Source organism: Benzoatithermus flavus, assembly GCF_037908215.1.
Classification (GTDB): Bacteria; Pseudomonadota; Alphaproteobacteria; order Geminicoccales; family Geminicoccaceae; genus Benzoatithermus; species Benzoatithermus flavus.
In genome coordinates this window covers 51998-70795 of the sequence record NZ_JBBLZC010000021.1, presented here as the reverse complement: position 1 = coordinate 70795, position 18798 = coordinate 51998, and the positions used below count along the sequence as shown (strand labels likewise).

20 protein-coding genes and 1 tRNA gene are annotated in these 18798 nt (G+C 69.8%); 19 read left to right on the top strand and 2 right to left on the bottom strand.

Annotation, left to right across the window (positions count from 1 at the left end; translation table 11 throughout):
• Nucleotides 1-41: 41 nt before the first annotated feature.
• The 15 genes from U1T56_RS18305 (at nucleotide 42) to U1T56_RS18235 (ending at nucleotide 11996) form a co-directional block, all read left to right on the top strand.
• Nucleotides 42-548 carry a GNAT family N-acetyltransferase gene (locus tag U1T56_RS18305; protein ID WP_418160934.1) on the top strand — a complete coding sequence of 169 codons (507 nt, stop codon included), beginning with the start codon at nucleotides 42-44 and terminating at the stop codon, nucleotides 546-548.
• Nucleotides 549-611: 63 nt separating this feature from the next.
• On the top strand, nucleotides 612-1061 hold the full coding sequence (locus U1T56_RS18300) for a MaoC family dehydratase (protein ID WP_418160933.1): 450 nt from the start codon (nucleotides 612-614) through the stop codon (nucleotides 1059-1061).
• A 66-nt stretch (nucleotides 1062-1127) separates the two neighbouring features.
• Nucleotides 1128-1934, top strand: coding sequence for a DapH/DapD/GlmU-related protein (locus U1T56_RS18295; protein ID WP_418160932.1), 807 nt, complete (start codon nucleotides 1128-1130; stop codon nucleotides 1932-1934).
• Nucleotides 1931-2920 carry an NAD-dependent epimerase/dehydratase family protein gene (locus U1T56_RS18290; RefSeq protein WP_418160931.1) on the top strand — a complete coding sequence of 330 codons (990 nt, stop codon included), beginning with the start codon at nucleotides 1931-1933 and terminating at the stop codon, nucleotides 2918-2920. The genes U1T56_RS18295 and U1T56_RS18290 overlap by 4 nt, the downstream gene beginning before the upstream one ends.
• 20 nt (nucleotides 2921-2940) lie before the next feature.
• Nucleotides 2941-3735, top strand: a complete 795-nt coding sequence (locus U1T56_RS18285; RefSeq protein ID WP_418160930.1) for an enoyl-CoA hydratase — start codon at nucleotides 2941-2943, stop codon at nucleotides 3733-3735.
• A 71-nt stretch (nucleotides 3736-3806) separates the two neighbouring features.
• Nucleotides 3807-3882: transfer RNA gene (locus U1T56_RS18280), tRNA-Thr, on the top strand.
• A 312-nt stretch (nucleotides 3883-4194) separates the two neighbouring features.
• Nucleotides 4195-6030, top strand: coding sequence for a PAS domain-containing protein (locus U1T56_RS18275; RefSeq protein WP_418160929.1), 1836 nt, complete (start codon nucleotides 4195-4197; stop codon nucleotides 6028-6030).
• Nucleotides 6031-6186: 156 nt separating this feature from the next.
• Nucleotides 6187-6405, top strand: a complete 219-nt coding sequence (locus U1T56_RS18270) for a ribbon-helix-helix domain-containing protein (RefSeq protein ID WP_418160928.1) — start codon at nucleotides 6187-6189, stop codon at nucleotides 6403-6405.
• A gap of 26 nt (nucleotides 6406-6431) precedes the next feature.
• Entirely contained in the window at nucleotides 6432-6752 is a 321-nt protein-coding gene (locus U1T56_RS18265; RefSeq protein WP_418160927.1) for a hypothetical protein, read from the top strand.
• Nucleotides 6753-6822: 70 nt separating this feature from the next.
• Nucleotides 6823-8457: a peptidoglycan DD-metalloendopeptidase family protein gene (locus tag U1T56_RS18260; protein ID WP_418160926.1), complete on the top strand. Its 1635-nt coding sequence runs from the start codon at nucleotides 6823-6825 to the stop codon at nucleotides 8455-8457.
• Nucleotides 8441-8893 (top strand): bactofilin family protein, encoded by a 453-nt coding sequence (locus tag U1T56_RS18255; protein WP_418160925.1) that lies wholly within the window; start codon nucleotides 8441-8443, stop codon nucleotides 8891-8893. Before U1T56_RS18260 ends, U1T56_RS18255 begins: the two co-directional genes overlap by 17 nt.
• Before the next feature lie 102 nt (nucleotides 8894-8995).
• On the top strand, nucleotides 8996-10159 hold the full coding sequence (locus U1T56_RS18250) for a YeeE/YedE family protein (protein WP_418160924.1): 1164 nt from the start codon (nucleotides 8996-8998) through the stop codon (nucleotides 10157-10159).
• 158 nt (nucleotides 10160-10317) lie between these two features.
• Complete coding sequence (locus tag U1T56_RS18245) at nucleotides 10318-10677, top strand: ArsR/SmtB family transcription factor (RefSeq protein WP_418160923.1); 360 nt, start codon at nucleotides 10318-10320, stop codon at nucleotides 10675-10677.
• Nucleotides 10674-11486, top strand: a complete 813-nt coding sequence (locus tag U1T56_RS18240; RefSeq protein ID WP_418160922.1) for a TIGR02186 family protein — start codon at nucleotides 10674-10676, stop codon at nucleotides 11484-11486. Before U1T56_RS18245 ends, U1T56_RS18240 begins: the two co-directional genes overlap by 4 nt.
• Before the next feature lie 3 nt (nucleotides 11487-11489).
• A complete protein-coding gene (locus U1T56_RS18235) occupies nucleotides 11490-11996 on the top strand; it encodes a universal stress protein (RefSeq protein ID WP_418160921.1) in 507 nt (168 codons plus the stop codon).
• A 16-nt stretch (nucleotides 11997-12012) separates the two neighbouring features.
• Here U1T56_RS18235 and aguB read toward each other — a convergent pair whose 3' ends face one another.
• Both aguB and U1T56_RS18225 read right to left on the bottom strand, forming a co-directional pair.
• A complete protein-coding gene (gene aguB / locus U1T56_RS18230) occupies nucleotides 12013-12891 on the bottom strand; it encodes an N-carbamoylputrescine amidase (RefSeq protein WP_418160920.1) in 879 nt (292 codons plus the stop codon).
• Between the two features lie 72 nt (nucleotides 12892-12963).
• Complete coding sequence (locus U1T56_RS18225) at nucleotides 12964-13578, bottom strand: class I SAM-dependent methyltransferase (RefSeq protein ID WP_418160919.1); 615 nt, start codon at nucleotides 13576-13578, stop codon at nucleotides 12964-12966.
• 368 nt (nucleotides 13579-13946) lie between these two features.
• Between U1T56_RS18225 and U1T56_RS18220 the strand changes: the two genes are divergently transcribed.
• From U1T56_RS18220 to U1T56_RS18205, 4 genes are all read left to right on the top strand, one after another.
• A complete protein-coding gene (locus U1T56_RS18220) occupies nucleotides 13947-16505 on the top strand; it encodes a hybrid sensor histidine kinase/response regulator (RefSeq protein ID WP_418160918.1) in 2559 nt (852 codons plus the stop codon).
• A 105-nt stretch (nucleotides 16506-16610) separates the two neighbouring features.
• Nucleotides 16611-17015, top strand: coding sequence for a nuclear transport factor 2 family protein (locus tag U1T56_RS18215; RefSeq protein ID WP_418160917.1), 405 nt, complete (start codon nucleotides 16611-16613; stop codon nucleotides 17013-17015).
• Nucleotides 17012-17608 carry a GNAT family N-acetyltransferase gene (locus U1T56_RS18210; protein ID WP_418160916.1) on the top strand — a complete coding sequence of 199 codons (597 nt, stop codon included), beginning with the start codon at nucleotides 17012-17014 and terminating at the stop codon, nucleotides 17606-17608. Before U1T56_RS18215 ends, U1T56_RS18210 begins: the two co-directional genes overlap by 4 nt.
• A complete protein-coding gene (locus tag U1T56_RS18205; RefSeq protein WP_418160915.1) occupies nucleotides 17605-18504 on the top strand; it encodes a carbon-nitrogen hydrolase family protein in 900 nt (299 codons plus the stop codon). The genes U1T56_RS18210 and U1T56_RS18205 overlap by 4 nt, the downstream gene beginning before the upstream one ends.
• The last annotated feature ends 294 nt before the right edge of the window (nucleotides 18505-18798 follow it).

Below are 18798 nucleotides of genomic sequence, written 5' to 3'. Positions count from 1 at the left end.
TAGGGTCGCCACCTCCGCCATCGGGACGAGCGAGGCGCACCATGCTGAACGGGATCGGTTTCCGGCTGGCCGTGCCGATCGATCACGCCGACATCCTGGCCTTCCAGCGCGCGGCGGTAGCCGGGGTCGGCTGCGGCCACTACACCGGGAAGGAGCTGGCCGCCTGGTATTGCTGCCCGGCGCCGGGCCTGGCCGAGCTGATCTGGTCCGGGCGCTATCTGCTGGCGCTCGAGGGTTGGCGGCCCGTCGGCGGCGCCGGCTGGGAGCCGGCCGGACCCGGCGCCGGCAGGGTCCGGGCGGTCTTCGTCCACCCGGACCACGCCGGCCGCGGCATCGGCCGCGCGCTGATGGAACGGGTCGAGGTCGCCATGGCCGCGGCCGGGCTCGTCGAGGCGGTGGTGCCGGCCCTCATCGAGGCCGTTCCCTTCTATCGGAGCCTCGGCTACCGCGAGGTCGGCGACGGCTGCTTCGATCTCGCGGGCGTGTCTCTGGCCTACCGCATCCTGCGCAAGCCTCTGGAGGCTGGCGCCGCCGCGCTCGCCGCCTGAGGAGATCTTGCGCGCCGCCATCGGCGCGGGCAGTCTCCCCGCCCGAAGCCAGGGAGGAGAGGCATGGTGCGCGATCTGTGGTTCGAGGATTTCATCCCCGGCCAGCGCTTCGAGACCGCGGGCTGTACGCTGAGCGAGGCGCAGATCCTGGCCTTCGCCTGGGACCACGACCCGCAGCCTTTCCACATCGACAAGATCGCAGCCGAAGCCTCCCCCTATGGCGGCATCATTGCAAGCGGCTTCCAGACGCTCCTGATCTCGTTCCGCCTGATCTACCAGGAGCGGATCATCAATGCCGCCTCCCTGGGTTCGCCTGGTCTCGACGAGCTGCGCTGGCTCAGGCCCGTGCGTCCCGGCGACACTCTGAAGGTGGCAGGCGAGGTCCTGGAGAGCCGCGCCTCCGCGAGCAGGCCCGACCGCGGCACGGTGAGGATCGCCTATACGGTGCTGAACCAGGCGCACGAGCCCGTCATGACCTACCAGGCGCTCCACATACTGCGCCGCCGCCCCTGAAGCTTGCACGCGCACGCCGCCCGTGGTTCAAGCGCTGCCGCGCGCTCGAAGCCGGGAAAGAATCACGTGCAGCAGCTCGACGAACAGGATTACATCCGCAGCAAGCTGTTCTCCGGCGACCGTTCCGCGGTCCGGCGCTACGCCGACCTCGTCGTCGGCCCCGGCGCCTCCTACTGGCAGCTCGCCCGCTACGAGCTGATCACCATGCTGTTCGGCCGGGTCTCGGGTGCCTTGGGCCTGGTGCTGCGCAAGCTGTTCTATCCCCGCCTGTTCCGCCGCTGCGGCAAGGGGGTCGTGTTCGGCCGCGACCTCGTCATCCGCAACGCGCACCTGATCTCGCTCGGCGACAACGTGGTCCTGGACGACGGCTGCGTCCTCGACGGCCGGGGTGCCGGACCGCAAGGGGTCACGATCGGCGACCGCGTCATCTTAGGGCGCGGCGTGTCGATCCAGGCCAAGATCGGGCCGATCACGATCGGCGCGGACAGCGACATCGGCATGCACACCGTGATCCACTCCCAAGGCGGAGTCGAGATCGGCCGGGCCGTGGTCATGGGCGGCGGCTGCAAGCTCTCGGGCGGCGTGTTCCAGACCGTGCGCAGTGCCGGCACGACAGCGGGCAGCGAGATGCTGCAGCGCGAGCAGACACGCTGGACCAAGGGCCCGATCCGGATCGGCGACAAGTGCCTGATCGGCATGGGTGCGACGTTCCTCGACGGAGTCGAGGTCGGCGAGGGCGCCGTCATCGGCGCCGGCAGCGTCGTGATCCGAAGCGTGCCCGCCTACGCCGTCGCCGCGGGCGTGCCCGGCCGCGTGCTGCGCCAGCGCGAGGAGGCCCCGGCCCTCGCCCCCGCCGCCGGAGCCGCGCGATGACCGTGCTCGTCACCGGTGCCACCGGCTTCATCGGCGGCGCCCTGACACACCACCTGCTCGCGGCCGGCGAGCGCGTGCGGGTGCTGGCGCGCGAGCCCGAGAAGCTGGCCAGGGCCGGCCTTTCCGTCGCCGAGGTCTCGCGCGGCGACATCACCGACGCGGCCGCGGTGGAGCGGGCGGTGGCCGGCGTCGATACGGTCTACGCCATCGCCGGCACGTTCAGGGAGCCCAGCCTCTCCGACGAGCGCTACCGCGAGGTCAACGTCGAGGCCGTGCGGCTGATGCTGGAAGCGGCGCAACGTCACGGCGTGCGCCGCGTCGTCCATTGCAGCACGGTCGGCATCCACGGCAACGTCACGGGCGCGCCGGCGAACGAGGCGACGCCGATCCGCCCGGAAGGCATCTACGAGATCACCAAGGCCGCGGGCGACCAGCTCGCCCTCGACCGTGCCCGCCGCGGCGGCGGTCCCGAGGTGGTGGTGATCCGCCCGGCCCCGGTCTACGGCCCCGGCGACACGCGGCTCGTGAAGCTGTTCAAGCTCGCCGCCCGCGACCGGGTGATCCTCCTGGGCGACGGCAGCCCGCACTACCACATGATCTTCATCGACGACCTGGTCGAGGCCTTCCGCCTCGCCGGCACCACCCCCGGCATCTCGGGCGAGGCTTTCATCATCGCCGGGAACGAATGCCCCACGCTCGGGGAGCTGATCCACAAGATCGGCCGGCTCACCGGCCATCCCGAGCAGAAGATCCTGAAGCTCCCGGCGGGACCGGTGCTGGCGCTGAGCGATCTCTGCGAGCGGATCTGCCGCCCCTTGGGCATCGACCCGCCGATCTACCGCCGCCGGGTCGAGTTCTTCGTCAACAATCGCGCCTACGACATCACGAAGGCCAGGACCCGGCTCGGCTTTCAGCCCAGGATCGGCCTGGACGAAGGCCTCGCCCGTACGGCATCCTGGTACAAAGAGGAAGGCTTCATCGCGTGACCGGCACTCGAGGATCGGTGATGGACGGACAGAACGAGCCTCTTCTCTTGCGGGCGGACGAGAACGGCGTCGCCCGCCTCACCCTCAACCGGCCCAAAGCCTTCAACAGCCTCTCGCGCGACCTCCTGACCGCGCTCGAGCAGGAGGTCGACCGGATCGCCGCCGACAGCACCACGCGCGTCGTGATCGTCGCCGGCAACGGCAAGGCGTTCTGCGCCGGCCATGACCTCAAGGAGATGGGCGAGGACCTGCGCGAGGCGCCGATCCGCGCCCTGTTCGACCAGTGCTCGCGGATCATGGTGAAGCTCACCCGCCTGCCGCAGCCCGTGATCGCTCGCGTGCACGGGATCGCCACTGCCGCCGGCTGCCAGCTCGTCGCTGCCTGCGACCTCGCCGTCTGCACGGAGGACAGCCGCTTCGCGGTCTCGGGCGTGAAATACGGCCTGTTCTGCTCGACACCCATGGTAGCGCTCTCGCGCAACCTGCCGCGCAAGCCGGCCATGGAGATGCTGCTGACGGGCGATTTCATCGACGCGCGCGAGGCGCTGCGTCTCGGCCTCGTCAACCGGGTGGTCCCGGCCGAAGCCCTCGATGCCGAGATCGCGGCACTCACGGCCCGCCTCCTCGACAAGTCGCCGCGGGTCCTGGCGCTGGGCAAGCGCGCCTTCTACCGCCAGCTCGAGCTCGGCCTCGAGGAGGCTTACGCCTTCACCACCGACGTGATCGTCGAAAACGCGCTCGGCCGGGACTTCGCGGCCGGCCTCGACGCGTTCAGGAGCAAGCGCGCGCCGGTCTGGCCGGAAGACGACGCCTGAACCGCGCGGCTTCCGCTCCGACCCGGTTTTCTCTATGGTGCACTCTGCGTCCGCCCCGTGATGCGGCGCTTGCCGGCGTAGCTCAATCGGCAGAGCATCCGCCTTGTAAGCGGGAGGTTGGGGGTTCGAGTCCCTTCGCCGGCACCATGCGCCGCCCATCTCGAGACGTCCGCGGCAGCCGGTACGGAACCGATCCACAGCCTCGGCGGTGTGGACAGCCATGTCCGACCGTGCTCTTCCGCCTCCTGAACGACGGCTGCTCCTCTGGGAGCTGGCCGATCCTCATGCTCCTCCATGCCTGCCGAGCCTTCGCCCTGCCGGTGTCAGGCAGCCATCGCTCATCGGAAGGAGCCAGCCCCTTCGGCCTCGGCGCGAGCATCCGAGCGCCCCCGGCCGGGCCTCGGGCTTCCTGTCCTCGCGCTCTCTCTGTATGAACGAAGCAGGGGACAGTCGTCGCCCTTGGAGGCCAAGCTGCAACAGATCCGGCCCGTGGACGAGACCAGCGAGAGCGCTCAGATGCTCGAAACGCCTCTCGACGCCGCGAGCGCCGCCGAATGGGCGATCGACCTCGCGGGCACGACCTTCGCACCATCGCCCCGGCTGGCCCGGCTGTTCGGCTACCCGGAAGATCGCATCCTGTCGCGCGCCGACCTGCGTGCCCGCTACCATCCCGACGATGTGGCGCGGGTCGAGCAGCTGACCGAGACGGTGCTCGCTTCCGGCGACTGCCGGCTCGAGTACAGCTTTCGGATCGTGCTGCCCGACGGCCGGATCCGCTGGGTCTATTCCCGCGGCAGGCTGTTCCGCGATGCCCGGGGCCGGCCGATACGCGCGGCCGGCATCATGATGGACACGACCGAGAGCCGTGCTGCGGCGTTCGAGCGCGAGCGGCTCGGCCACGAGCGCGACATGGATCGGGCACTGCTCGAGGCCGTCATGCAGCGCATGCCGCTCGGCGTCATCGTCGCCGAAGCACCCTCGGGTCGGCTCATCCTCGGCAACGAGCAGGTCGCGCGGATCTGGCGCCGTCCCTTCGTCGCCGCCGAGACGATCGAGGCCTACGATGCCGGCTATCGGGGCTTCCATCCCGACGGGCGGCCTTACGCGCCGCATGAGTGGCCGCTCGCGCGCGCGATCGCGATCGGGGAGGTGGTGGACGGCGAGGAGATCCGGTTCTTACGCGGTGACGGCACGCTGGGCATCATGAACGTGAGCGCTGCGCCGATCCGCGACGATGCGGGCCGGATCGCCGCCGGCGTGGTCGTGTTCCAGGATGTGACCGAGCGCAGGGCGACCGAGGAGATCTTGCGCGAGAGCGAGACCCGGCTGCGCCTCGCCGTCGAGGCGACCGGGCTCGGCACGTGGGATGTCGACGTCCGGACCGGCTCCCGCCGCTGGTCGCCGGAGTTCCACGCGATCGTGGGGCTGCCACCCGAAACGCCCCCCGATCCCGAGCTGTTCTCCCGTCTGATCCATCCCGAGGACCGCGACTGGGTCAACGCTGCCTACCGCGCCGCCTACGAGCCATCCGGCAACGGACGCTACACGGCCGAGTTCCGCATCCGCCGCGCCGACGATGGAACCGAGCGCTGGCTGGTCGCCACCGGCCGCGTCCTGTTCGACGATGCCGGCCAGCCGGTCCGGGGCATCGGCACGATCATGGACGTGACCGAGCGCAAGCGGGCGGAGGCGCGCCAGCAGCTTTTGCTGCGGGAGCTCTCGCACCGGGTCAAGAACACGCTGGCCGTCGTCCAGAGCATCGCCGCCCGGAGCCTCGGTGGTCAGAGGACGCTCACGGAGGCGCGCGAGGCCTTCATGAAGCGCCTGCAGGCGCTCGCGAGCGCGCACGACCTTCTGACCGCCGGCCATTGGCGTGGTGCCAGCCTGCGGGCGGTGCTGAGGAGCGAGCTCGAGCCTTACGGGAAGCGGGTGCGGGCCACCGGTCCCGACCTCACGCTCGCCCCCGAGGCGGCGCAGACCTTCGCCCTCGTGCTGCACGAGCTCGCGACCAATGCCGCGAAATACGGCGCGCTCAACGCCCCCGAAGGCCGGCTGGAGGTTGTCTGGGAGCTGCTGCGGCCCGCGGGCGACGGGCAGGAGGCGACCTTGCGGCTCCTCTGGCAGGAGCGGGACGGGCCGCCGGTGCGGGAGCCCCTGCACCACGGCTTCGGGCACACCCTGATCGAGCAGGGGCTGCGCTACGAGCTCGGCGGCGAGGTGCGGACCGAGTTCCGGCCGGAGGGACTCGTCTGCGAGCTGACCGTGCCGGCAGGGCGTGCCCTGGCCGAGCCTTGAGCGTCCCGACGGGTCCGCTCTCTCGTACCGGATCCGGATGATCCGCGTTCGCTTGTCCCGGCACACGCAGCGCACCGACAGGGGCAGCCGGAAAGCTGGCGCACGCTTCAGCCGGATTGGGTATCATGGAAGACGTGGAGGAGGAGCACCGAGGACATGCCGACGACACCGGACGCACAGCGGTTGACCTTCCACCTTTCCGGCGAGGTGCTGCAGGCGGTCCAGAGGCTCGCCGAGCGGCGCGGCCTCACGCCGGCGGAGATGATCCGGCGCGCGATCGGCACGGAGCTGTTCTTCAGCGAAGCACAGGCACGGGGCGAGCGCATCCTGCTCGAGGATCGCGACCGCCGCCTGCGCGAGGTGATGCTGCGCTAGCAGCCGCGGCGAGGTGTAGTCGGGCCATGCGCATGGCGGCTTCGGACGATGACGGCGAGAATCGGGCCGGACTCGGGCCAGCCGAGGCCGAGTTCGTCATCGCCGACCGTGACGACCTGATCCTGCCGCAGGAGAGCCCGCCGACGCCTCTCGATCGCACCCGCGCCTGGCTCGCCTACGCGCTCTTGGGGCTGTTCGCGGTCGAGGTCCTGGCCGCCTTGGCCGTGGGCGCGTTCGACCCCGCCAACAGCGAGGCCATACTGAAGATCCTCGACAAGGTGGTCACGCCGACCGTGGGCCTGGTCGGCGCGGTATCGGCCTTCTACTACGCTCGCGAGCGCACCTGAGAAGGCCGGGCCGATACGGCATCGCGCCGCGTCGCGAGGCGAAAATCGCTGGCGGGTCGAACTGTGGCCCATGGCCGGCTCACCTCGGCACGGGCCTCGCCGTGCGACCCGACGGCGCATCCCGGCCGCGGGCCGGAGACGTCCTGCCGCCGGCGCTGCAGCCGTGCGACCTGCATCTCTCCCCGATCGAAGACGAGCGACGGCTTCCGAATTCCAGGTGGAGCGGCAGAACCCTTTCGCACCGCCGCATATTACGCCGCTTGTGGGAAGGCGTCGACATCACCATAATCCCGCCAACGTTAAAGTAGAGTATTGTTGCATTTGTGCAGCTTCATGTTGCGCGACTGCGACAAGACCAGCCTCGGACGGAGTCGAAGGGATGTCGGGCGTTCTGAAGAGACAGCCGAACATGCCGTTCGGACGGATGCTTCGCGAACGCCATCTCTACCTGCGCTCCGGCAGCGAGTATCGCAGCATCGTCCTGCGGCCGGGCCATCAGCTCCTCGGGATCTGCCTGTCCACGCTCGTGCTGGCCGGCCTCGTGCTCCTCGCGGTCGACCATCTCGCGACCCGCGGCACCCTCGCGCGCCAAGCCGAGGAGATAGCGCTGCTGCAGCGCACGCTCGACGAGCGTCGCGAGAGTGGCGATGCCGAGGCCCGGCGCCTGCGCGGGATAGTGTCCGACCTCGAAACGATCAACGAGCAACAGCGCGAGACGATCGCGCACCTGAGCGAGCTGCAGGAGACCCTCCGCCACGAGCTGGATGCCACCCGCGCCGAGGTGGCGGCGGTGGCGCAGGAGCGCGACGCCACCCGCAAAGGGCTGGAGGCGCTGCACCAGGGTGCCAGGGAGCAGGAGGTCCTCGCGAGCAATCTCGCAGCCGAGAAGGCTTCGCTCGCGGCGCAGGTCGCAGCGCTCGAGGCCAGGCTCGCGACCGTCACGAGCGAGCGCGACCTCGCGCGCAAGAGCGAGAAGGGCATGCGCTGGCGCGTGGGCATGCTCGAGACGCGCCTCGACGAACTGCGCTCGAGCACGAGCAACGAGACGGCGCGCCTGCGGGCCTGGATCGTCAACCACGTGAGTGCGCTCGAAAACGTGCTCGAGCGGTCCGGCGTGGACGTGGACCGGATGATTCAGCGCGTCGGCTCGCCCATGAGCGCGGGCCAAGGCGGCCCGCTCGTGCCGGCGCTGGCCAAGGACCCGCCGCTCCCGGTCATCCCCTCGCAGCCCGGGCTCACCGGCGATCTGAGCCGCCTGCAGCGCCTGCATCGTCTGCTGCTGTCGATCCCGTTCGCGGCTCCGATGGCGCAATACCGCCTGAACAGCGGCTTCGGCGTCCGCCAGGACCCGTTCACCGGCAAGAGCGCGATGCACGAGGGCCTGGACTTCGGCGGCGAGGAGAACGCGCGGGCGCTCGCTACCAACCCCGGCCGGGTGGTCGAGGCCGGGCCCGCCGGCGCCTACGGCAACATGGTCGAGATCGACCATGGCATGGGAGTCCACACCCGCTACGCGCATCTCAAGAAGATCCTGGTGCGGGTGGGCGAGCGAGTCGACTTCCACGAACCCGTCGGCATCATGGGCAGCACCGGACGGAGCACCGGCGAGCATCTGCACTACGAGATCCGGATCGACGGCCAGCCGCTCGATCCAGCCAACTTCCTCGAGGCGGGGAGACGACTGCGCCATGTTCTTGAAGGCTAGGCAGCAGGTGAAGAGCCGGGAGGCCACCGGCACGGCGCTCGTCGTGGCGGCACCGCCCCGCCCGCGCCCTTCTTTACGCAACACCGCTCCTTCGATCATCGCCGCCGATCTCCACATCGTCGGCAACGTCACGACCGAGGGCGAGCTCCACATCGACGGCCGCATCGACGGCGACGTCCAGGGCCGTGCCGTGACGATCGGCGATTCCGGCCACGTGGTCGGCCACATCGAGACCGACGAGATCCTCGTCCAGGGCATCGTCAGCGGCTCGATCAAGGCGCGCAGGGTACGGCTCGCGAGCGGCTGCAAGGTGATCGCCGACATCACCCACGGCACGCTCACGATCGAGGACGGTGCCAGCTTCGAGGGCCAGTGCCGGCGGATCGTCGACGGCGAGGCCGGACTCGGGCCGGCCTTCACGAGCGAGTCCGACTGAGTCGAGGGTGGCTCCCGGAGAGCCGCGCCGCTCTCCTGCCTTGAACCGCCGCCGCCCGCCGTCATATGTGGACGGCCCGGGAACGTGCGGAGCATGGCAGGGATGAACGGGAGCGAGGCCTCGAGCTTCATGGGCGCCGTGTTCGGGATCGTGCCGGAGACGATGACGGCGTTCGCCGTCTTTCTGATCGGCGCCGCGTTCGGCGCCGTGGTCCAGCGCAGCCATTTCTGCACCATGGGCAGCATCAGCGATGCCGTCCTGTTCGGTAGCTTGCGCCGGCTGCGGATCTGGGCGCTCGCGATCGCGATGGCACTCCTCGGCAGCCAAGCCCTCGACGGGGCCGGCCTCGTCGCGCTCGCCGGCACCTCCTACCGCCAGCCCGTCCTGTTCTGGCTCGGCGCCGTCCTGGGCGGCCTCGTGTTCGGCTTCGGCATGGTGCTGGCGGGCGGCTGCCCCAGCCGCAACCTCGTCCGGCTCGGCACCGGCAGCCTCAAGGCCCTGACCGCGCTCCTCGTCACCGGGATCGCGACCTATGCCACCATCCTGGGCGTGCTCGCCCCTCTGCACGCGAGCCTGCGCGCCGTCGGCACGCTGCCTCTGGGCGAGGATCAGGGCCTGCCTGCGATCCTGGCCGCCGCCACCGGCCTACCCGCGACCGCCTGGACGGTGGCGCTGACGCTCCTCGTCGCCTCGGCGCTGCTCGCCTTCTCCCTGCGCGATCCGGCCTTCCGGCGGGCACCGGGCGAGATCGCGACGGGTCTCGCCCTCGGCGCTCTGGTCCCGGCGGGCTGGCTCGCGACCGGCTGGCTCGGCGCCGACCCGATGACGCCGGCACACCCGCAGTCGCTCACCTATGTCGGCCCCGTCGGCAACAGCCTCCTGTGGCTGATGACGGGCGGCAGCGACCGGCCGGGCTTCGCCGTCGCCCTCGTCGCGGGCACGCTTCTGGGCGCGTTCGCCGTGGGGCTGTGGTGCCGGCAGATCCGCCTCGAGACCTTCGTGGCTCGCGACGACATGGTGCGCCACCTCGCAGGCGGGGCGCTCATGGGCTGCGGCGGCGCCCTGGCGCAGGGCTGCACGATCGGCCAGGGCCTCACCGGGGTCGCGACCTTGAGCCTGGGCTCGTGGCTCACGCTCGCCGCCATCCTCGCGGGTGGCTGGTGGGGCGTGAAGCACCTCGAGACCGGCCGGCTCTTGCCGTTCCTGCCGGCGCCCGTGCGCGCCGCGGCACCGCTCGCCGACACCGGCGCGCGGCACGTGCGCTGAGAACGATCTCCATGACCGTCGGGCAACGGTTGCCCGCAAAAGGGCAACTGGATATTACGCCCCATTCATACTAGGGATTCTTGGAACCCTGCTCTGCGGCGCAGTGTTCCCAGGCGTGGGCGGCAGCGCCCCCGAGCCGACGGTCGCAGGAGCGTCAGATGAATTTGGACAAATTGCAGGCGAGTGCACGCAAGGCCAGCACGCTGTTGAAGGCGATGAGCAACGAGCACCGGCTCCTCATCCTCTGTCAGCTCGTCGGCGGCGAGAAGTCCGTGGGCGAGCTCGTACGGCTGGTCGGGCTGAGCCAGTCGGCGCTTTCCCAGCACCTGGCCCGCCTGCGGCGCGACAACCTCGTCCGTACCCGTCGCGAGGCCCAGACGATCTACTACTCCGTGGCCTCCGACGAAGCCCTGGCCGTGCTGCAGCAGCTCTACCAGCTCTACTGCGAGACACCGTCCGCGAAAAGCAAGCCCGTCGAGGAAGCGCTGCTGCGCGCCGCTTCCAGCGTCCATCCGTGAGCAGCGCGTCCCATATCGCGACTCCTCTTGCGGCCGGGCGGAGCCGGACGGGGAGGCTGTCGGCCTGGCTCGCGGCTGCCCTCGCCGGCACCGTGCTCGGCGCCGTGCCGGCGCAGCAGACATCCGCCACCTTCGTCTACGATCTCTCCTCGCGGCTGATCGCGATCACGACCGCCTTCGTCGGAACCCAGGTGCTGATCTACGGTGCCGCGCATCAGGGAGCGAGCGAGATCGCCGTGGTGGTGCGCGGCCCGGCCCGCGACACGACCGTGCGCCGGAAGGGCCGGGTCGGCCCGATCTGGATCAACACGGAATCGCTCGAGTTCAAGGGCGTGCCCAGCTTCTACGCCGTCGCGGCGAGCGAGCCGCTCGCCGAGCTCGCGAGCCCCGGCGTGCTGACCCGCCACGAACTCGGGGCCGACAATCTGCGCCTCACTCCGGTCGACGCCAAAGGCATGCCGCCCACCGAGATCGCCGCGTTCCGCGAGGCGCTGATCCGCAACAAGCAGCGCGCGGGCCTCTACTCGGTCGAGCCGGGCACGGTGAGCTTTTTGGGCCAGACCCTGTTCCGCACCCGGATCACCTTCCCTGCCAACGTGCCACCCGGCATCTATCAGGTTCAGGTGTTCGAGTTCGCCGACGGCGAGGTGACGGGGGCGCAGACCAGCACGCTCGAGATCTCGAAGATGGGAATCGAGGCCGACCTCTACGACTTCGCCCTGCACCGCCCGGCTTTCTATGGTCTGGCCTCGATTCTGATGGCGTTGGCCGCGGGCTTTCTGGCCGACGCCGTGTTCCGAAGGGCCTGAGCCATGAGCGAGCCCGCCTCGCCGGCACCAGAGCAGCAGCGGCCGGCAACGCCACGCGTCTTTCTCGTCGTGGTCGACGAGACCGAGGAGATGCGCAACGCGCTGCGCTACGCCTGCCGTCGGGCGCAGCACACGAACGGCCGCGTAGCGCTGCTCCACGTCATCGAGCCGGCCGAGTTCCAGCACTGGCTGGGCGTGGAGCGGGTGATGGAAGAGGAGGCACGCGCCGAGGCCGAGCAGCGCATGCAGACGCTGGCGGCCGAGGTGTTCGCGCAGACCGGCACCATGCCGGCCGTGCACATCCGCGAGGGCAAGCGCGCCGACGAACTCGTCGCCCTGCTGCAGGAGGAGCCCTCGATCTCGCTCCTCGTGCTCGCGACCGCAAGCGGCTCCAGCAATCCAGGGCCGCTCGTCACCTTCCTCCTCGGCAATCTCGGCCGGCGCATCCGGATCCCGGTGACGCTGGTGCCGGGCGAGCTGTCGATCGAGGAGATCGACGCACTCACCTGAGGTTGACGCCCGGCGCTCACATCGCCGGATCCTGGCCGTCCAGCGTGAGCAGCGGCACGTAGAGATCGGGCCGGCGGTCGCGGAACAGACCCCAGGAAGCACGGGCCAGGGCCAGCTCGTCGAGATCGAAGGAGGCCGTCACCACGGCCTCGCCCGTGCTTGGCGCCTGCTCCACGATCTCGCCGTAGCCGTCCGTGATGAACGAACTGCCGTAGAACGTGACCTCGCAGCTCTCGCCCGCCTCGGTCCCGACCCGGTTGGAGGCGACCACCGGCACCATGTTGGCGCCGGCATGGCCCTGCATCACGCGCTGCCAGTGGCGGCAGCTGCTGTAGCCCGATGCATGTGGCTCGGAACCGATCGCCGTCGGGTAAAGCAGGATCTCGGCGCCCATCAGCACCATCACGCGGGCGGCCTCCGGAAACCACTGGTCCCAGCAGATGCCGACGCCGATGCAGCCGACCTTGGTGTGCCAGATGCGAAAGCCCGTATCGCCGGGGTTGAAGTAATACTTCTCCTGGTAGCCCGGCCCGTCGGGAATGTGGCTCTTGCGGTAGACGCCCAGCACCCGGCCGTCGGCGTCGATCATCGCCACCGAGTTGAAGTAGGCGTTGTTGGCGCGCTCGAAGAAGCTCACCGGCAGCACCACGCCGAGCTCGGATGCCAGCCGGCTCATCCGTGCGATCAGAGGGTTGCCCTCGAAAGGCTGGCTCAGGCCGAAATGGCGCGGCGACTGGTCCTTGCAGAAATAGGGGATCTCGAACAGCTCCTGCAGGAGGACGACCGAGGCGCCGCGACCGGCCGCCTCGCGCACGAGGACCTCGGCACGCGCCACGTTGCGATCCCGATTCCCGTCACAAGCCATCTGCGTGGCCGCCACCGTGACTTCCCGCATCGTCCCCTCTCCCCAACCTGCCGTACTATCGGCGGCGATCGTCCCCACGACAAGGCTCGGATCGCGGCTCCGTCAGCGGCGAGCCGAGCCCAGATAATGGAAGGTCAGCAGCCGCGGCCCGGGCAGCAGGTGACCGGTCTCCATCTGCTCGATAGAGAACCCGGCACGCTCGAGCAACCGGTCGATGCGCCGGTCGAGATGGCAGCCGCCGGCGAGCCGGCGCCAGAGCGGGGTCAGGCGCTGCTGCCAGCGGGCGAGCTCGGGCACGGACGAGAGCCCGTGCTCGAGGAACCGGAGCTGACCACCCGGCGCCAGCACGCGGCGCACCTCCCGCAGCGCCGCCAAGGGGTCCGGGATCGAGCACAGGGCCCAAGTGACGACGGCCGTATCGATGCTGGCATCCGGCAGGGGCAGGTGTTCGGCCGACTGCTCGAGCAGGATCACCGGAAAGGGCAGCCAGCCGGCGGTGCGCCGGGCGAGGCCGAGCAGATAGGGCGACGGGTCCACGGCCTGCAGCGACGTGACGCCGCGACCGTAGAGCGGGAGGTTGAGCCCGGAGCCGACACCGATCTCGAGCACGCGGCCAGCGACACCCTGGAGCACGCGCTGGCGCAGCGGCAGGAGCATCTCCTCGCGCATGGCGCGGTGAATCAGCCGCGGCACAATGACCCGCGTGTAGAAGCCCACCTCCAGCTCCCGTCCCGCCGAAGTCGCGGCAGCTCCAGGGCCGCCGGCCCGACTGTGCCGCAGCTCCGCTCTCGCCGCCAGAGCGGATGACGTCCAGCCTTGTTCGCCACGCTTGGGTCCAACGTCATCCTTTGTTATGCCTAAGCGATGGCCAAAGATGATCGCTGCCACGGCGATGACACCTCAGAGGCAGCGTCACGGCGTTACATGACATGCAATAGTTGATGGATAGCGGCCGATGCGGATCCCGACAGACGACAGCAGGGCATGTCCGCGTGATTTCATGCCGGACATTCTCGGGTTTCCCGAGCGCGCGGCCGTGATGGCGGCCTGCGGCACCGTGCCTCGGGCCGCAAGGTGACGCCACGATGGCAGAAGCAGCGAACGCTCGGCACCCGGCTGCATCGTCCTCGAGCCTGCGTGCACGCGCCAGCCGGGTGCTGGACCATCTGGCCGGCCGCCCCGTTCTCCTGACGGTGATGCTCTACGTCGTCGCCATGCTGGTACTGGTCGGCCTCAGCACGCATGCGGCGCTGCAGGAGCAGCGGAAGCTGGTGCAGGCGACCAAGCGCGATCTCGCCAACGCCGCCCGTATCGCGGGTGAGCACGTCAAACTGAGCCTCGATGCGGTCGACCTCTATCTGGCACTGCTCACGAGCGACGTCGCCCCGGAGACGCCGCCCGAGGCGCTGGCTGGGCGCATCCTGGGCGAGCATACCGTGAAGGCCGCCCGGCTGCCGCAGCTCGAGGGCCTCGCCGTGGCCGGGCCGGATGGCAGAATCCTGGCCTCGACCCAGCCGGGCCGCATCGGTACCGATATCGGAGACCGGCCCTATTTCGCGCTCCTGCGCTCGGGCGAGGTGAGCGGCCTCTACATCAGCCCGCCGATCCTGGCACCGCACGTCTCGCCCACCCGGCGCGTCCTGCCGATCAGCTGGCCGATCCGCGACCGGGCAGGCGGGTTCAAGGGTGCTGTGGTGACGACCGTGAACGCCGCCTATCTCGCCGGCTTCCTCGACGAGGCATCGGTGGGGGCGCGTGGCCCCATGGCACTCGTGGACGACACCGACACGATCTATCTCGGCAACCGCAATTACTGGCCCGAGGGCGAGGCCGGGCGCCCGCCCTTCTCCCTCGCGGACCTGCCGATGAGCGGTGCCGGGCGGATCACCGAGGACGGCCGCTCGTACTGGGTCCATGTCGACCCGATCGCCTCCTACCCTCTGAAGGTCGTGGCCGGCGCCTCCGAGACCGAGATCTTGAGCGCCTGGTGGCGGCAGACCCTGGTCACCGGCCTGGTGCTGGCCGGGGTGGCCCTCCTCCTCGCCGGCATGGGCTGGATCATCGTGAGCCTCGCCGTGCGCGAGCGGGCGAGCGCCCGCACCGCCGTGGAGGCGCGGCGGCGGGCCGAGCAGGCCGACCAGGCCAAGTCCGAGTTTCTCGCCACCATGAGCCACGAGATCAGGACACCGCTCACGAGCGTGCTCGGCGTGGTCGATCTGCTCTCGCTCGAGGACCTGACCGAGCGCCAGGCCCAGCTCGTGGCCGCGATCCGCACCTCGGGCGAGCAGCTCCTCTCGATCATCAACAACATCCTCGACTTCATGCGCTTCGGCAGCCGGATCGAGCTCGAGGCCGTCGACTTCCAGATCAGCGGCCTGCTCGAGGACATCCGCTCGATCCTGAGCCCGCAGGCACGGGATCGCGGACTCGCCTTCACGATCGAGCTCGATCCGGGGGTGCCTGCGGTGCTCGTGGGCGATCCGGGACGCCTGAAGCAGCTCCTCCTCAATCTCGCCGGCAACGCGCTCAAGTTCACGCCCACGGGCAGCGTCGCGATCCGCGTGCGCGCGCTCGCCGAGGACGGCCCGAAGGTGCGCCTGCACCTTGCGGTCGAGGATACCGGCATCGGCATGAGCCAGGAGCAGCAGGCGCGCGTGTTCGAGCCCTTCGTCCAGGCTGACCGCTCGACCAGCCGGCTCTATGGCGGCTCCGGGCTGGGGCTCGCCATCTGCAAGCGCCTGACCGACGCCATGGGCGGGCGGATCGGCGTCGAGAGCGTCCCCGGCCGGGGCAGCACGTTCTGGGTCGAGCTCGAGCTGATGCGCGGCGATCCCGAGGCCGCCGCGGTGCGGCCCAGCGAGGCCCTGCCGCCGGTGCCGGCGATGAAGGTGCTCCTGGTCGAGGACGTGCCGCTGAACCAGGAACTCATCCGCGAGATGCTGAGCCGTCAGGGCCACGACGTCGCCGTTGCCGGCAACGGGCTCGAGGCGCTCGAGCGCTGCATCGAGGAGCGCTTCGACGTCATCCTCATGGACATCCAGATGCCGGTCATGGATGGGGTCAAAGCGGTGCAGCTCCTGCGCCGGCAGGAGGGGCCAAACCAGAGCACACCCGTGGTGGCGCTGACCGCCAACGTGTTCACGAGCGAGCACCAGCGCTACATGGCGGCCGGCATGAACGGCCTGCTCACGAAGCCCGTCACCTGGACGAGCCTCGCCCACCTCCTGGCCTCGCTGGCACAGGGGGAGACCGAGCTCGGCGGAATGGAGCCTCTGGACGAGGAGCCGGCACCGCCGGCCGATCCCGTGGCGGCCCCTCTCCTCGATCACGAGATGATCGAAGGGCTGGCCCGCAACCTGAGCGAGCTCGAGATCGACGAGTACGTGGGCGAGGCCGTGGCGGAGGCGGGTGAGGCGATCGAGAAGCTGAAGGCCACGGCCGACGAGGAGGCCCAACGTCTCCTGCACCGGCTCAAGGGCACCTCGCGCAGCTTCGGCCTCGCCCGGATCGGCGCGGTGGCCGAGGCCATGGAGCGGAAGGCGCGCGCCGGCGAGAGCTGGCGCGACCTCCTGCCGGTGCTCGAGCAGACGGTCGTCGACACCGAGACGGCGCTCGACGAGGAAGCCGAGTTGCACCGGGCCTGAGGGAACCGCGTTGTCGGGCTCGGCTCATGGAGCGCCGCTTCCGCGATTGCGGTTGCCGCCCCTGCCGCCTACATGGGGGCCGTCACGCGACCGGGAGGGAACGGCATGAGCATCGAGACGATCAACGCCTACTATGCAGCCTTCAACCGCGGTGATCGCGAGGGCATGCTGGCTCTCCTCACCGACGACGTGGTGCACGACATCAACCAGGGCGGCCGCGAGATCGGCAAGGAGGCGTTCCGTCGGTTCCTCGCCCACATGGACCGCTGCTACCGGGAAGAGCTCACCGACATCGTCGTCATGGCGAGCCCCGACGGCAGGCGCGCCGCCGCCGAGTTCATCGTCAACGGCACCTATCTTTCCACCGACGAGGGCCTGCCGCCGGCGAACGGCCAGACCTACCGCCTGCCGGCCGGCACCTTCTTCGAGCTGCGCGATGGCAAAATCGCCCGCGTGACCACCTACTACAACCTCAAGGACTGGATCGCCCAGGTCGGAGGGACGGCATGAGCGAGATCAGGCTCGAGCGCCTCACCGGGGAACGGCTGCAGCATTACCTGCCCGATCTGGCCCGGCTGCGGATCGAGGTGTTCCGCGACTTCCCCTATCTCTACGAAGGTTCGCAGGCTTACGAGGAGCGCTATCTCAAGACCTACGCCGCGGCCAAGGACAGCGTCATCGTCGGCGCCTTCGACGGCGAGGAGGTCGTGGGCGCCGCGACCGGGCTGCCGCTCGCGCACGAGCCCGAGAGCCTGACCCGGCCCTTCGCCGAGCGTGGCTACGAGGTCGAAGAGATCTTCTATTTCGGCGAATCCGTGCTCCAGAAGCGCTATCGCGGCCACGGCATCGGCGTGCGCTTCTTCGAGGAGCGCGAGGCGCACGCCCGCTCGCTTGGCCGCTTCCGCTGGACGGTCTTCTGCGGCGTGATCCGGCCCGAGGACCACCCGCGCCGCCCGAAGGACTACGTCCCGCTGGATGCATTCTGGCGCCGGCGCGGCTATGAACCGATTCCGGGTCTGATCGGGCATCTGAGCTGGCAGGACCTCGACGAGGATCACGAGACCGCAAAGCCCATGCAGTTCTGGATCAAGCCCCTGACATGACCGAGCGTCGCTTCAAGCTGGCCACGGCCCAGTATCCGATCGACCGGCTGGAAGGCTGGCAGGCCTACACGGCCAAGGTGAGCGGTTGGGTCGAGGCGGCCGTGGCCGAGGGCGCGAGGCTCCTGGTGTTTCCCGAGTATGGGGCCATGGAGCTGGCCTCCCTCTTCCCCGCACCCGTCCCTAGCGACCTTACGGGCTCGCTCGAGGCGGTGGCTTCGCTCGAGCCCGAGGTCGTGGCCTTTCACGAAGGCCTCGCCCGCCGCTTCGGCGTCTACATCCTGGGCGCGTCGCTGCCGGTGCGCGCCGGCGAGAACCGCTACCACAACCGCGCCTGGCTCTACGGCCCGGAAGGGACCAAGGACTACCAGGACAAGATCGTCATGACCCGCTTCGAGCGCGAGGAGTGGGGCGTGTCGGGCGCATCCGAGCTCAAGCTGTTCGTCACCAGCCTCGGCCGGCTCGGTGTGTGCATCTGCTACGACGTCGAGTTCCCGCTCCTCGCCCGGGCGCAGGTCGAGGCCGGCGCCGAGCTGATCCTGGCTCCCTCCTGCACCGAGACCTTGCGCGGCTACTGGCGCGTGCGCGTGGGCGCTCAGGCCCGCGCGCTCGAGAACCAGTGCCTCGCCGTTCACAGCCCGACGGTTGGCGACGCCCCTTGGTCGCCCGCGGTCGACGCCAACCGTGGCGCTGCCGCCGTCTACGGCCCGCCCGACCTCGACTTCCCGGACGACGGCGTGCTGGCTCTGGGCGAGCTCGACAAACCCTCCTGGGTCTATGCCGAGATCGATCTCGACCGCGTGGCCGAGGTCAGGGAGCAGGGTGCGGTTCTCAATCACCGCCACTGGCCCGAGCAGATGACGGTTGCGGCCTCCGGCATCACCCGGGTCACGGTCTGAAGCTTATCGACGGCACGGAGCCGACACCGGGCAGGAGATGCCGCGCGGCATCCTGAAGCTCGGCCGGCAGACGCTGGCCGAGATTCTCGGCGACTTCGTGACCGAAGCCCGCAAGCAGCAGCCCGGCCTCTGAGGCGCTTACCTCATAGCGGCGGCAGTCCCTCGTCGATCTGATGCAGACTCAGGCGAGAATGTTTCGGAAGCAAAGGCTGCGGCAAGATTCGGATTGGCAGGAATCGGATCGTGACAGGCGGCAGATCCTTGGAAGCCCGTGGAGGGATGACACGGTCGCCT